The sequence below is a fragment of the Corynebacterium sp. MSK012 genome (assembly GCF_030232435.1).
GTDB lineage: Bacteria > Actinomycetota > Actinomycetes > Mycobacteriales > Mycobacteriaceae > Corynebacterium > Corynebacterium jeikeium_D.
The window spans coordinates 24052-39291 of record NZ_JASPJU010000014.1 but is presented as its reverse complement, the minus strand read 5'-3'; the positions used below and the strand labels follow the sequence as shown (position 1 = coordinate 39291).

10 protein-coding genes are annotated in these 15240 nt (G+C 60.7%); 1 reads left to right on the top strand and 9 read right to left on the bottom strand.

The window, feature by feature from the left end:
- Positions 1–91 precede the first annotated feature (91 nt).
- From QP977_RS10120 to QP977_RS10095, 6 genes are all read right to left on the bottom strand, one after another.
- Positions 92–4180 carry a translation initiation factor IF-2 N-terminal domain-containing protein gene (locus QP977_RS10120; RefSeq protein ID WP_284847277.1) on the bottom strand — a complete coding sequence of 1363 codons (4089 nt, stop codon included), beginning with the start codon at positions 4178–4180 and terminating at the stop codon, positions 92–94.
- A 571-nt stretch (positions 4181–4751) separates the two neighbouring features.
- On the bottom strand, positions 4752–5162 hold the full coding sequence (gene ndk / locus QP977_RS10115; RefSeq protein WP_038629458.1) for a nucleoside-diphosphate kinase: 411 nt from the start codon (positions 5160–5162) through the stop codon (positions 4752–4754).
- An 84-nt stretch (positions 5163–5246) separates the two neighbouring features.
- On the bottom strand, positions 5247–5762 hold the full coding sequence (locus QP977_RS10110) for a DUF4233 domain-containing protein (protein ID WP_049190860.1): 516 nt from the start codon (positions 5760–5762) through the stop codon (positions 5247–5249).
- Entirely contained in the window at positions 5759–7264 is a 1506-nt protein-coding gene (gene folC / locus QP977_RS10105) for a bifunctional tetrahydrofolate synthase/dihydrofolate synthase (protein WP_231367219.1), read from the bottom strand. Before folC ends, QP977_RS10110 begins: the two co-directional genes overlap by 4 nt.
- A 224-nt stretch (positions 7265–7488) precedes the next feature.
- A complete protein-coding gene (locus QP977_RS10100) occupies positions 7489–10224 on the bottom strand; it encodes a valine--tRNA ligase (RefSeq protein WP_187406470.1) in 2736 nt (911 codons plus the stop codon).
- Between the two features lie 213 nt (positions 10225–10437).
- Complete coding sequence (locus tag QP977_RS10095) at positions 10438–11421, bottom strand: malate dehydrogenase (protein WP_016422306.1); 984 nt, start codon at positions 11419–11421, stop codon at positions 10438–10440.
- Between the two features lie 230 nt (positions 11422–11651).
- Here QP977_RS10095 and QP977_RS10090 point away from each other — a divergent pair, with 230 nt between their 5' ends.
- On the top strand, positions 11652–12437 hold the full coding sequence (locus QP977_RS10090; RefSeq protein WP_016422305.1) for a TetR/AcrR family transcriptional regulator: 786 nt from the start codon (positions 11652–11654) through the stop codon (positions 12435–12437).
- Positions 12438–12500: 63 nt separating this feature from the next.
- Here the strand turns inward: QP977_RS10090 and clpX are convergent, their stop codons facing one another.
- From clpX to QP977_RS10075, 3 genes are all read right to left on the bottom strand, one after another.
- Positions 12501–13763 (bottom strand): ATP-dependent Clp protease ATP-binding subunit ClpX, encoded by a 1263-nt coding sequence (gene clpX, locus QP977_RS10085; RefSeq protein ID WP_042388518.1) that lies wholly within the window; start codon positions 13761–13763, stop codon positions 12501–12503.
- A 173-nt stretch (positions 13764–13936) separates the two neighbouring features.
- Positions 13937–14560, bottom strand: a complete 624-nt coding sequence (locus tag QP977_RS10080) for an ATP-dependent Clp protease proteolytic subunit (RefSeq protein WP_369707172.1) — start codon at positions 14558–14560, stop codon at positions 13937–13939.
- Between the two features lie 46 nt (positions 14561–14606).
- On the bottom strand, positions 14607–15179 hold the full coding sequence (locus tag QP977_RS10075) for an ATP-dependent Clp protease proteolytic subunit (protein WP_016422302.1): 573 nt from the start codon (positions 15177–15179) through the stop codon (positions 14607–14609).
- Between the last annotated feature and the right edge of the window lie 61 nt (positions 15180–15240).

The window sequence follows — 15240 nt, the reverse complement described above, 5'->3', positions numbered from 1 at the left end:
TTCCCGGGCAGTTTCCGAAGCCACTTTCCACCCCCTGCTTTAGGGAACGGAAAACAACCTTCTATCTGGCCTTATTTCAGATTTCCAATCTCTAGTTCTGGCCACTTCGGCGCACCGCACGACGCACGCGGCGACGACGATTGGCCGGTTTCGTCTCCGGCGCCGCAGCACCGCAATTAGCCTGCTTCTGCTCTGGCTTAGTAGCGCGGTTTGAAGCGCCCTGTCGCTGCTTCGGCGCAGTCGCTTCGGCATCGCTTTGCGACGAGACCCTGCGCACCGCCCGACGGCGATTACGGCGAGCTCCCGTGCCCTGGACTGCTACGACCTCAACCCGTGACTTGCCCGAGCGGCGTCCACCGCCACTGCGGTTGGCGCTGCGGTTGGTGCTGCGGTTGCTGTCATCGCGGTTGTCTTTCGCACGATCTCCGCCCTTGCTGCCTTCAGCGTCCGCCTTTGGCTTAGTGGACTCGAAGTCCTCGCGACGCGGTGCGCGATCCGAGCGGGAGTTACCGCGCGTCGGACGACGACGGCGTGGAGAACGCTCGAACGCCTCCTTCGCCTCCTCATAGGTCTGGGACTCCTCGGCCACAGCCTTACCGGTCTTGTTAGCGTTGCCGCCCTTGCCATCCTTGGCTGGCTCCCTCACATCTGTGGTGGAAGCTGCCTGAGACTCAGCCTGAGGCGCAGTGGTTTCATCCACAGCAGTACGACGCACAGCGCGACGACGGCGACGTCGAGCGCTAGCGCTGCTGGAGCGTTCAGCCTCGCCACGGCCTCCACCGTTATCGGTGCGCTCGGCACGCTCAGCACGGGTCGGGCGCTCCGAACGCTTGCGACGATCACCATATTCTTCGTCGCGGTCATCAGCGTCGCGTGCAGCCGAATCAACGGCAACATGCTCCGCTACACGGCGACGCGTAGCCCGACGGCGGCGGCGCTGCCCCTCCTGCGGCATGTAACGGTCATCCGACGGCTCCTCTGGGTCCTTCTCACGGGCTTCCGCAACAGCTGCGGCAGCCAGAGCAGCCAGGTCATTGGAGTTCTCCGATTGCTCAGTACGCTCGCGGCGCTCCTGACGGCCACGGCCGTTCTGTCGCTGCTCATCGTTTCGGCCCTGGCTCTTACGAACCCGGCGACGACGCGGCGGCTTCGGCTCATCGTTCTCAGAAGAGACGATGACAGCTTCGACAGCAGCTGCGACACGCTTGTCGGCTGCGTCCTTATCGCGCTGGTTGGTCTCCGTGTCGTCGTCACGCGTTGCCTTGGAAGAGCCTGCCTGGTCGCTCTGATCGCGGTGCATGGCCAGCGCGGCCGGGTGGTTGGCCGGATTGTGCTCCGAGCGCGACTTGTTGCGGCGCTTGGACTTGTCCTGCTCGTCGTTGCGACGGCCATTCTTGTGGCCACGGCCCTGATTGTCCTGCTCAACCGGATCGATGTGGATAATCAGACCGCGGCCATTGCAGCAGCTACACGGCGTGGAGAAGGTCTCCAGCAGGCCTGTGCCCAGACGCTTGCGAGTCATCTGGACGAGGCCGAGCGAGGTGACCTCGGAGACCTCGTGACGCGAGCGGTCGCGGCCCAGGGCCTCCTTCAGACGGCGCAGCACCAAATCCTGGTTTTCCGGCAGCACCATGTCGATAAAATCGACGACAATCATGCCGCCCAGATCGCGCAGACGCATCTGGCGGACGATTTCCTCAGCGGCCTCCAGGTTGTTGCGAGTGACCGTCTCTTCCAGGTTTCCGCCAGCGCCGGTGAACTTACCGGTGTTGACGTCGATGACCGTCATGGCCTCGGTGCGGTCGATGACCAGCGTGCCACCCGAGGGCAGCCAGACCTTGCGGTCGAGTGCCTTGGCCAGCTGCTCATCGATGCGGAAGTGCTCGAAGACATCGGCGCCGCCGTGCTCCTTGGCGAAGTAGCGCTGCAGTCGCGGCTCCAGCTCCGGTGCCAGGTCGCCGATGTAGTCCGTCACTGTGTTCCACGGGCGATCGCCCTCCACCACGAGGCGCGAGAAATCCTCGTTGAAGACGTCGCGGACGACCTTGACCAGCATGTCCGGCTCTTCGTACAGCGCGATTGGCTTTGCTCCGCGCTTGGCCTTCGCCGCCTCGGAGGCTTCCCAGATCTCCTGCCACTGCGTCTCCAAGCGCTTGATGTCGGCCTCGATGGCCTCCTTGGACACACCCTCGGCTGCGGTACGGATAATCGTGCCCGAGCCCTCCGGCGTAACCTCGCTCAGAATCGACTTCAGGCGCTTGCGCTCCGGCTCCGGCAGCTTGCGGGAAATACCCGCGCTACGGCCGCCCGGCACGTACACCAGGAATCGACCAGCCATCGAAATGTGGGTGGTCAGACGCGCACCCTTGTGACCAATCGGGTCCTTGGACACCTGGACCAGAATCTGGTCGCCGGCCTTCAGCGCATGTTCAATCTTGCGCGAACGCGACTTCGTGCCCAGCAGCTTCCAGTTCAGGTCACCTACGTAAATGACACCGTTGCGGTCGGTTCCGATATCGATGAACGCCGCTTCCATGCTGGGCAGGACGTTCTGCACGCGACCGAGATAGATATTGCCGATCTGCGTGGTCTGCGTGTCAGAGGTAACGAAGTGCTCGACCAGCAGGTCGTCTTCCAACACGCCCACCTCAGTGACAATGCCCGCGTGGTCATGGCGCTTGCGCTCACGCACCACCATCGTGCGCTCCACCGACTCACGACGAGCCAGGAATTCCGCCTCCGAGATTACGTGGCGCTTGCGCGATTCCTCACGACGCTCGATACGGCGACGTCGCTGCGCCTCCAGGCGAGTCGATCCCTTAATCGCCTGCGGTTCCTCGACCTCTTCGCGGGTTTCCTCTTCCTCGCGCTCTGTGTTTTCGGTGGTCTTCTCCGCCTGTTGCGCGTCATCATTACGACGCCCACGTCCACGACGGCGACGACGCGGGCGCGGCTGTCGCTCCGTTTCGCTTGACGACGAGCCGTCCTGCCCCTCCCCCGCGTTGTCATCGGTGCCCTGGTTGGAGGCACCGCTGTCAGCCGAAGCTGCATCCTCGGTGGCCGAATCCTTGGCCGAGGCCGGAACAGCCTGCGGAGCCAGGAAGATAGGCGCAAACGCGGTCTGCTCTTCCGCAACCGGCGGCTCCGGAACTACCGGCGGCTCGATGTCCTGCAGGGCTTCGCTCTGAGTTGCCTGCGTATCCTGCGGCTCTTGCGTTTTCTGCGGCTCTTGCGCTTCCTGAATTTCCTCTGCTGCTGGAGCGCTGGTCGTGCGGACCGCACGGCGAACTCGGCGACCACGACGTGTGGTCACTGCAGCGCTCTTTGCAGCAGGTGCTTCGGCGGAAGCTTCCTCAGCGAAGGTTTTCTCAGCGGTCTCGGCTACGGTGTCGGCAGCCTTCTTATCGGAAGCATTCTTATCTGCAGCCTTCTTCGACGACGACTGAACTACAGCCTCAACAGCTTCCTCGACGACCGAGTTCGAGTCCTTCTGCTCGTCCTTCGCAGCGGTTTCTTCCGGAGCGCCAGCGGTCTTCTTCACAGCCCGCTTACGCGTTGCTCGCTTCTTAGTCGTGCTCTTCTTCTCTGCGCTCTGCTTCTCTTCAGCCTGCTTCTCTGCGCTCTGGTTTGCCGAGGATTTCTTAGCCGAGGACTTCTTGGTGTCCTTCTTCTCGGTCACTTCCTCGGCAGGCGCTGCGTCCGACTCCGCTTCGCTCTGAGCTGCCTTCTGGTCGGCCTTCTTTTCTGCCTTCGGCGCAGCCTTCTTTGTGTCCTTCTTCGCAGCCGACTTCTTGCCGCTCTTCTTCGCAGCTGGCTTCTTCTCGGACTTAGCTGCGGTTTGCTCGTCCGACTTCTCATCCGCCGCGTTCGGCTTACCTGCCGACTGTTTTTCCTTCGCGGCCGGCTCTTCGCCGGTTGGCTTGGTCGCAGTAGATCCGTCGTCAAGCGAGGCATCCTCTGGATGATCACCGATGAAATTCAGCACTGCGTCGAGCTGATTTTGATTAATGGTGGACGCAGCGGACTTTACGACGATCCCCGCGTGCCCCAGTGCTTCGATGGTTTCCTTCGAGGTCAACCCCAAGCTCTTGGCCAGGTGGTGGACTCGGGTTTTCAGAGCCGCTGACTCACGATCAAATTCGCGTGCCTTAGCGACAACATCCTGGCTGAAATTTGCCACTGTATTTGTTTCTCCTTGACACCCCACCACGCAAAACCCGACAACAGGAAGCACACTCTTTGTCATTCCATGTGCGCCTACATCCGTTGTGGCCTTGGAAACCAGGCGGAGCAACGATGTTGCGACAGCCACTTCATTTGCGCCAAATACGCAGATAGAGGGCCGAAAACGATGAACAATTATGAAAGTCTTATTGGCAGGCCTACCGGCTGACTCAGGGATTCAGCGATCACAGGCGGAATATCTCATCCACCGGAGCGAACTCCCGAGCACTACTGCTGCTGTCCATTGTCGCACATATCGAGCAGGTGGCGCGCACCGACATTGGTGGCGGCGGGCCAATCCGAGTTACTGACTGCGTTTATGACAGAAATGGCCTGAAAAATTGCCGGAAAGTGTCATAAACTCCTACAGTTTCACATTTGCAGCCCGTGCCCGCATTCACACGTGCAGCCCGCTGAAGGGCCGCCCCACGGTCGTCGACAAGCAAAAAGCGCCGAACCGGCAAACAATTGCTTGCTCAGTTCGGCGCCAGTTCAACGCTCACGGGTCAATGCTGAACCGTCAACGTTTAGAGGTTCGGGAACCAAATACCAATCTCGCGCTCAGCGGACTCCGGAGAATCGGAACCGTGAACAACGTTGTTAGCAACCTCAAGTGCGAAGTCACCGCGGATGGAGCCCGGAGTTGCGGCCTCAACCGGGTTGGTGCCGCCAGCGAGCTGACGCCACGCAGCGATTGCGTTCGGGCCCTCGATAACACCAGCGACCAGCGGTGCAGAGGTGATGAAATCAACCAGCTCACCAAAGAACGGCTTATCGACGTGCTCTGCGTAGTGCTCCTTCGCAGTTGCCTCGTCAGCAACACGGAGGTCAAGCGCGACCAGCTTCAGGCCCTTGCGCTCGATGCGGGAGATAACTTCGCCGACCAGACCGCGGGAAACGCCGTCCGGCTTGATCAGAATAAGAGTACGTTCAGTCATGGTGAGCATCATACTATGACAAACCCCGCTGCACCGGAGTGGTGGTGCAGCGGGGTGAAAGTCGCGACTACGAGCGCGGGAGACTTACGAGTGCTGGGTGGTCAACAGACCGCGCTCCATACGCTGGAGGAGGTTCTTCCGCAGATGCAGAATGTAGGCCCACACCAGGGCGAAGAAAATACCCACCACGCCCATAGACACGTGCGTGAAGATAGCCAGCACACCAAAGACCTGCAGCACAATGTTCGCCTTCAGTGCCCAAGGCTGCTTCTGCAGGAAGGCCATCGCAATCAGAGCCAAGCCCAGGATGGTGATGTACGTAACCGAGAAGGTCTGGTTAATCTGGCCGTCGGGAATGCGCGTGACCACAGTCAGACCAAGCAGCACCGAAATAGCCTGCATAATCAGCGTGCCGGACATAACACCGCGCAGACCCTTCAGCGGGTCCTTAGCCGGATCGTGTCCCGCACCGAGCGGGCCATACTTGCCGCCCTCACTCAGGTCACGCCCCTCGCGGTAGGCGCGCAGGGCCTCGCGGTCGGCAGCGGTGTAATCCTCCGCGCCATTGCCCTGTGGCTGGCTCGCCTGAGATTCGCTCATTGCGGGTCCTTTCCAAATAGTGTCCGGGCTTCGCCCGCAGTGACAACAGATCCAGTGACGATCACACCGGAACCAGAGACAATACCGTCTCCGGTGTCGGTTTCCTCAGCCAGCGCTACAGCTAGCTCAACGGCGGACGGCAGAGTCGGTACGCGATGCACGCGCTCCTCGCCGAAAATCTCCTCCGCGAGGTCAGCCAGGTCGTCGTAGTGCAGCGCACGCGGCGATGTGTTCTGGGTAATAACCACTTCTTCGAAGTAAGGCTCCAGCTCCACCAGCAGCCCACGAGCATCCTTCTCCCCCAGCACCGACAGCACACCGATGACACGGCGGAAGTCGAACTCAGCGGAGAGGGCCGTGCGTAGCGCACGGGCACCGTGCGGATTGTGGGCGGCATCGATGAACACCGTCGGGGTCGAGCGCACGCGCTCCAGGCGGCCGGGCGATGCGACCGTCGCAAAGCCTTCGCGAACCGCATCAATGTTGAGCGGACGCCCCGGACCTGCGCCGAAGAACGCCTCCACCGCAGCCAGTGCTGTGGCTGCGTTACGCGCCTGATGCGGACCGTGCAGCGGCAGATGGATGTCGTCATACTCGCCGGCCAGGCCCTTGAGCGTCAGGTTCTGCCCGCCGACCGCCAGCTGATGACTGACGACGCCATACTCAACCCCAGCACGGGCGACCGAGGCATCCATTTCCACGGCACGTCGCAAAACGACGTCCATTGCTTCCGGTTCCTGCTCGCCGACAATGGCGACATTGTCCGGTGGCGTGAGCAAGTCGTCCTTATTCCACCGCGACTTGATGATGCCGGCCTTCTCAGAAGCGATTTCAGCCAGGGTATCTCCGAGGTACTCCGTGTGATCGAGACCGATTGGGCAGATGACTGCCACGTCGGCCTCCACCACGTTGGTCGCATCCCATGTGCCACCCATGCCGACTTCCACCACGGCAACATCGACAGGAGCGTCGGCGAAGGCAGCGTAGGCCATGGCCGTGAGGACCTCGAACTTGCTCATCTGCGGGCCGCCCTTTTCGGCGGACTTGGCGTCAACCATTTCCACGTAGGGCTGAATCTCGCGCCAGATGCGCACGTAATCGCGTGGATGAATGGGCTGGCCATCGATGGCGATGCGCTCGGTAACCAGCTGCAGATGCGGACTGGTGGTGCGGCCGGTGCGACGACCGAGAGCGCGCACCAGCGATTCAATCATGCGCACAGTGGAAGTCTTGCCATTCGTGCCGGCAACGTGAATGACCGGAGTGGCACGCTCGGGATGGCCGAGGATGTCCATCAGCATCTCGATGCGCTCGAGCGATGGGTCGATCTTGGTCTCCGGCCAACGCTGATCCAGCTCGGCTTCGACCTCTGCGAGCTCACGCAGCTCCTCGGCGGTGGCCTCCAGCGGGGCCGGCTCATTGACCGGGCGGTCCACATCGACCGGCAGGCTCAGGCCTTCCTCGGACACGGAGACCTCACCGAGGCGCATGTCATCGGGCATGCGGTCATCGGCCATCACACCGGCGATTTCGCGAGGCTCAAGGTCCTCGACGATCTGGGAGTCAGCCGGATCGAATTCGAACTCAGGCGCTGCGGTGGACTCTTCTCGCACCGCAGACTCTTCCTGCGCCACCGAATCGTCCTCGCCGCCAAGATTCAAACGAATCTCCCCTGCAATCTCATCGTGTGATTCAGCACCCCGAGGTTCGATATCCCGTGGTTCGGTCATGCCTGCGGAAGTCCCTCCAAACGAGCCTTAATGCGGTCAATCTCCTCCAGTGCGAACTGGTGGCGAGTCTTAATCTTCTCCACGACTTGCTCCGGAGCCTTGGACAGGAAGGCCTCGTTGCCGAGCTTCTTTTCGGTGCCGGCCAGTTCCTTCTCGGCCTTGGCCAGGTCTTTTTCCAGGCGCTTGCGTTCAGCGGCCACGTCGACGGTGCCGGAGGTATCCAGCTCGATCAGAACCGTGGCCTGAGACAGGCGCACCTCAATGGAAGCGGTAGCGGTGAATCCATCCTCCGGTGCCTCAGCACGAGCCAGCGAACGAATCATCTCTTCCTGAGCAGCCAGATCAGCATCCGCCAGGTTCATGCGTGCCGGCACGCGCTGCGACGGCTTCACACCCTGGTCATTGCGGAAACGACGCAGCTCGGTGACCAACTTCTGGGCATCGGCAATACGACGTGCGGCAACCTCGTCGACAGCAGCGCCGTCGGTGGTCATGGTGGCATCCGGCCAGGCGGAAATAACCAGAGAGTCCTCGAAGCCCTCCGCGCCGTCGGTAAGCGCCTTCCACAGCGTCTCCGTGACGAACGGCATGGACGGGTGCAGCAGACGCAGCAGCGTATCCAGCACGCGGCCGAGAACCAGACGCGTGGAGGCGGCGCGGGCGGCCTGCTCCTCGGTCATGGTTTCGCCGTCGTTCAGGCGCGGGAAGTCAACCTTGGTCATCTCCAGGTACCAGTCACAGACCTCGTCCCATGCGAAGTGGTAGAGGGCCTCGTTGGCCTTGGAGAACTCGTACTTATCCAGCGCAGCGTCAACCTCGGCGCGGACCTGTTCCAGGCGGTCCAGGATCCAGCGGTCGGTGTCGGTGAGCTGGTCGCGGTCCGGCAGCTCGCCCACGTGGGCCCCGTTCATCAGCGCAAAGCGGGTGGCGTTGAACAGCTTGGTGGCGAAGTTACGGGAGCTCTGAGCGGCGTCATTACCGACCGGCAGGTCAGAGCCCGGGTTAGCGCCACGCGCCAGCGTGAAGCGAAGTGCGTCCGCACCGTAGTCACGGACCCAGTCCAGCGGGTCAATGCCATTGCCGAGGGACTTCGACATCTTGCGACCCTGCTCATCGCGGACCAGACCGTGCAGGAAGACATCCTTAAACGGCACCTGCGGACGACCGTCGCGCCCCTTACCCAGCGGTGAATCAGCCAGGGTGGCAGCAAAGGTCGAGAACATCATCATGCGCGCGACCCAGAAGAACAGAATGTCATAGCCGGTGACCAGCACGGATGTCGGGTAGAACTTCTCCAGCTCTGGGGTGGCGTCCGGCCAACCCATCGTGGAAAACGGCCACAGCGCAGAGGAGAACCAGGTATCCAGCACATCCGGATCCTGCGTCCAGCCGTCGCCCGTCGGGACCTCATCATCCGGGCCGACACAGACGACCTCGCCATTCGGGCCGTACCAAATCGGGATGCGGTGGCCCCACCACAGCTGACGGGAAATACACCAGTCGTGCATGTCATCGACCCAGTCGAACCAGCGCGGCTCCTGCGAAGCCGGGTGAATAACCGTGTCGCCCTCGCGAACAGCATCGCCGGACATCTTGGCCAGCTCATCGACCTTAACGAACCACTGCAAGCTCAGCAGCGGCTCAATCGGCTCACCCGAGCGCTCCGAGTGACCAACCGAGTGAACGTACGGGCGGACCTCCTTGACAATGCGCCCCTGCTCACGCAGAGCCTCCGTCAGCGCGGTACGGGCCTCCGCGCGATCCATGCCGTCGAAACGCGTGCCGGTGTTGAAGATACGGCCAGTGGTGTCGATGACCTCCGGCATATCCAGGTCGTGGCGCTGGCCCATGGCGAAGTCATTCGGATCGTGCGCCGGCGTGATCTTCACCGCGCCTGTACCGAACTCGCGGTCCACGTAGTCATCGGCGATGACCTGAATCTTCAGGTCCTCGCGGAACGGGTGGTCCAGAACCTTACCCACCAGGTGCGTGTAGCGCTCATCCTCCGGGTGCACGGCAATTGCCACGTCACCCAGCATCGTCTCCACACGAGTCGTCGCCACAACAATGGAGTCTTCCCCATCGCCGTAGCGGAAGGACACGAGCTCGCCTTCAGCGTCCTCGTACTTGACCTCAATATCCGAGATTGCAGTCTGCAGCACTGGCGACCAGTTGACCATGCGCTTGGCGCGGTAAATCAGGCCGCGGTCAAACAATTCCTTAAAAATCGTCTGAACCGCACGGGACAGGCCCTCGTCCAGAGTGAAGCGCTCACGGGACCAATCCAGGGAGTCACCAATCTGGCGCATCTGGTTGCCGATACGTCCGCCGTAATCGTGCTTCCACTCCCAGACCTTCTCCACGAATTCCTCGCGGCCATAATCGAAGCGGTCCTTACCTTCGGACTCCTTCAGCATCGCCTCGACCTTGGTCTGCGTTGCGATACCCGCGTGGTCCATACCCGGCAGCCACAGCACCTCGTAGCCCTGCATGCGCTTACGGCGCACCAGCGCATCCATCAAAGTGTGGTCCAGTGCGTGGCCCATGTGCAGCTGACCCGTCACATTCGGCGGGGGCAGCACAATAGAGTAAGCCGGCTTGGAGCTAGACGGATCAGCCTCGAAATAGCCAGCGTCTACCCAGCCCTGGTACAGGTCCGACTCCACGTCAGCCGGGTTCCACGACTTGGGCAACTTATCTGCTCTGTTTAGGTCCACGTTGTTCTCAGTCACGCGTCACATCTTAGCGCCTTGCCCGGATTTGGTTTTCCAGGGGCTTTACGACGGCCCTTGCGCCCCACCCATATCTGCCATCAGCGACTTATACACCGCCTAATTCAAGCCTTTCTCCCGCTCCGAGCCAAACCGCGATTACCGCGCAAAATAAAAACGCTCTCTTGTGAAATCATCACAAGAGAGCGCCTCTAAACGGCCGTTGAACAGCTCTTAGACCAGCAGGTCCTTAACAGCCTCGCGCTCTTCGCGCAGTGCCTTGACGTTGCGCTCGATGCCAGCGCGCTGAACCTCGGAGAGATCCAGGCCCTCAACGCGAACCCACTCGCCGTCCTTGGCGTAGCACGGAACACCAGCGACCAGGCCCTCGTCGATGCCGTAGGAGCCATCGGACGGAAGGGCGACAGAGACCCACTCGCCCTCTGGGGTACCCGTGACCCAGTCACGCATGTGGTCAACTGCGGCTGCGGCAGCGGAAGCTGCGGAGGAGGAACCACGGACCTCGATGATTTCTGCGCCACGCTTGGCGACACGCGGAATGAAGTCCTGCTCGACCCACGCAGCGTCCACCTTGTCGGAGACCTTCTCGCCTGCAATGGTGGCGTAGGTGATGTCCGGGAACTGGTCTGCGGAGTGGTTACCCCAGACAATCATGTTCTTGATCTCAGTGGTCGGAACACCAATCTTTTCCGACAGCTGAGACAGGGAACGGTTGTGGTCCAGGCGCATCATGGCGGTGAAGCGCTCTGCCGGGATGTCCTTAGCGTGGGATGCGGCAATCATGGTGTTGGTGTTGGCCGGGTTGCCGACAACCAGAACCTTGATGTCGTCTGCTGCGTGATCATTCAGTGCAGCACCCTGCGGGCCGAAGATCTTGCCGTTGGCGCCCAGCAGTGCGGAGCGCTCCTCGCCCTTGCCGCGCGGCTTTGCACCGACCAGGAAGGCGGCGTTGGCACCGTCGAATGCCTTTGCCGGATCATCGGTGATGTTGATGCCAGTCAGAAGCGGGAAGGCGGAGTCAAACAGCTCCATGGCGACGCCTTCGGTGGCGTGCAGCGCCGGAGTGATCTCCAGCAGGTTCAACTCAACCGGGGTCTCAGGGCCGAAAACCGAACCGCTGGCAATGCGGAAGAGCAGGGAGTAAGCGATCTGTCCGGCGGCGCCGGTAACTGCAACCTTTACGGGAGTCTTGTTCACTTCAGGCCTTTCTCGAGAGAGAATCAATTCGCTGCCCACTCTAATGCGACTACAGAATTGGCGCAGACGGGGGCGACGGGCTCAGGCCAATTCTGAAAAACGGATAGCATTAGGCATGACTTACGGTCATGTACTCATTTCACTAGAAAGAAGTCCGCGACCGAGCAATTTCACCCCCGTTAGATAGCCAAAACCCCGTAGTCGCCCTCTAGTCCAAGCAAAGGATTTTCATGAAGTCTCCAGGCTCCTCTGATGCAATCCCCCATGCAGTCTTGGTGGCAGCACTTCAAGAATTCACCGCAAAGGGGTATGCAGATGCCCGTTTGGATGCCATTGCTGCCGCCTCTGGTGTCTCCAAGCGCATGCTTCACTACCACTGTGGTGACAAGTTGGGACTCTACAGGGCGACGTGGGCACATGTGCTGGAGACCGTAAGGCCTGACGACGACGACCTGCGCCCGCACTCCAATGTGCCGGTGGAAGCCCTGCAGCATGTGGTCGGTGTTATCTATGACTACTTCTCGGCGAACCCGCTCGCCGTGCGGTTCATCATCCAGGAAAACCTACATCCGGTCCTGCCGCTAGAAGGCGTGACTGGGCTTGGTGGTCAGAGCCCAATTGTTTTGGAGTTTGACCGCATCTTGTTGCTCGGTCGCGATTATGGTGCATTCCGCACTGATATTTCCGCACTTGATCTTTATATTCTCGTGCTGTCGCTGGCCACCTTCCCCACCCTGCACCAGCGGACTTTTGAAAACCTCTACGGCATTGAAATGCAGTCGACAGTGTTGTCGGACAAGCTGCGTGAGTTCGCTCAGGACACTGTGACCAGCCTGTTGACGTCCTCGCCTCGCAACGAACCGGGCAGCTCGTACACTTCCCTGCTGGCCTCCCATGGCGCCAACTCGTCCGCGCTTGGCGCAGAGGTCTACGGCGATCAGCCCAACCCAGAGACTCAGGACTTGACTACTGACGATGCCCCGGATTACCGCGACATCTACGGCATGGACGACTAGGGCTCCATACAGACATCAAAAACCCGGTTAGAGCGGCTACTCTAACCGGGTTTTTAGCTACCTTTACGCAGTCTTCTTATCCTCGCTGCGTTCAACGAGTTCCGGCGCTGCACCGTCCGTGATGCATTCCTTGTGGACAATGACCTCCGCGACGTCGTCACGCTCTGGTACCTCGAACATCACGGGAACCAGGATCTCTTCCATGATGCCGCGCAAACCACGGGCGCCGGTATTGCGGCTAATCGCCTTGGCAGCAATGGCGCGCAGTGCCTCATCGTCGATGGTAAGGCGCACACCGTCCATGTCGAACAGGTGCTGGTACTGGCGAACCAGGGAGTTCTTCGGCTCGGTGAGTACACGAACCAGCGCGTCCTCATCGAGGTTGGTGACCGATGCGATAACGGGAAGGCGGCCAATGAACTCAGGAATCAGGCCGAATCGAACGAGATCCTCCGGCAGTACGTCGCGGAATGGATCCTTCATGTCCTCGTCGTTAGCCGAGGTGACATCTGCGCCGAAGCCCAGGCCCTTCTTGCCGACGCGCTCCTGAACGACCTTTTCCAGACCGGCAAACGCACCGGCGACGATGAACAGGACGTTGGAGGTGTCGAACTGAATGAACTCCTGGTTCGGCAGCTTGCGCCCACCCTGCGGGGGCACGGCGGCTACGGTTCCCTCGAGAATCTTCAGCAGCGCCTGCTGCACACCTTCACCGGAGACATCGCGAGTGATGGAAGTGTTCTCGGACTTGCGCGAAATCTTGTCAATCTCATCGACGTAAATGATGCCGCGCTGTGCCTTCTCGACGTCGAAATCAGTCGCCTGCAGCAGCTTCAGCAGGATGTTCTCCACGTCCTCACCGACATAGCCGGCCTCGGTCAGGCTGGTGGCGTCAGCAATCGCGAACGGCACATCCAGCTTGCGAGCCAGTGTCTGCGCGAGGTAAGTCTTGCCGCAGCCAGTCGGCCCCAGCAAGAGGATGTTCGACTTCTGCAGCTCGACGTCGTTGTCCGACTTGGTCTCCGCAGCACGAAGGCGCTTGTAGTGGTTGTAGACCGCTACCGCTAGGGTGCGCTTAGCCATGTCCTGGCCGATGACGTACTCATCGAGGAAGTCGCGAATTTCCATCGGCCGCGGCAGGCGGTCGTCGTTGCCAGTTGCCTCGCCGCCGGTGTTGAGCTCCTCTTCGATGATCTCGTTGCAGAGCTCGATGCACTCATTACAGATGTACACACCAGGTCCGGCAATCAGCTTCTTGACCTGCTTCTGACTCTTTCCACAGAAAGAGCACTTCAGCAAATCCGCACTTTCTTGCATACGCGCCATGAGGCTCCCGCCGCCGCCTTTCCGCTTCGTTGCCAATAACTGCTTCAGACCAGCCTACCGTGAGTGTGCGCAAATACCGGCTTCCACGCCAGGGGCGAGGCGAATTTCACGCGATCTCGCCCGGTGCTTTACGACGGCCAGTGCGCAGCACTCCAAAGAGACCATGTCCCCATTTAGGCGTTGTGCTTGCGGTACTCGAAGACCTGGTCGATGATGCCGTACTCGACGGCCTCTTCAGCGGTCAGGATCTTGTCACGGTCGGTGTCCTTGCGGATCTGCTCTGCAGTGCGACCGGAGTGGCGAGCCAACGTCTCCTCCATCAGCTTGCGCATGCGCTCGATTTCGTTCGCCTGAATCTCCAGGTCGGAAACCTGGCCCTGGATTCCCTGGGTAGCCGGCTGATGAATGAGAACGCGCGCATTCGGCAGAGCTGCACGCTTACCCGGTGCACCCGCAGCGAGCAGCACGGCTGCCGCGGAGGCAGCCTGGCCCAGGCACACGGTCTGCACGTCGGGACGCACGTACTGCATCGTGTCGTAGATGGCCATCAGCGAGGTGAAGGAGCCGCCTGGGGAATTGATGTACATCGTGATGTCACGATCCGGGTCCAGGCCCTCAAGCACCAGCAACTGCGCCATGATGTCGTTAGCGGCGGTGTCATCGACCTGGGAGCCGAGGAAGATAATGCGCTCTTCGAAGAGCTTGTTGTATGGGTTGGATTCCTTAGCACCAAAGCTGGAGTGCTCCACGAAAGAAGGAAGCACGTAGCGCGACTGCGGCATCTGCATATTGTTCATCTCCATGTTGATTAAATCGCCTCTAATTATTCGCTACTGTCCGCTTTTAGCGTGCGGTGTCCTTGAGAGCGGTCACGACGTGGTCAACCAGGCCGTATTCCTTAGCCTCAGCTGCGGTAAACCAGCGGTCGCGGTCCGAGTCTTCCTCAATGCGCTCGACCGGCTGACCGGTGTGCTGCGCAATCAGACGAGCCATCTCCTTCTTGGTGGCAGCGAACTGCTCAGCCTGAATGGTGATGTCGGATGCGGTACCGCCAATACCTGCAGATGGCTGGTGCATCATAATGCGGGCGTGCGGCAGTGCGTAACGCTTGCCCTTAGCACCTGCGGCGAGCAGGAACTGACCCATGGAAGCTGCCAAGCCCATGCCGTAGGTAGCCACGTCGCACGGAACAAACTGCATGGTGTCGTAAATGGCCATGCCGGCGGTGACGGAGCCACCCGGGGAGTTAATGTACAGCGAGATATCCGCCTCCGGGTCCTCAGCTGCCAGGAGCAGCATCTGACCGCAGAGCTTGTTGGCAATCTCGTCGTCGACCTGCTCACCCAGCCAAATAATGCGCTCCTTGAGCAGCTTGTCGAAAACCGTGTTCGTCGACATCTGGGCGTTATCGCTCATCTGTGTACTCCTTCTTCGTACGTGTGCGAGTTTGTCGTTCACTAGAGGGTAACGAAAAGGG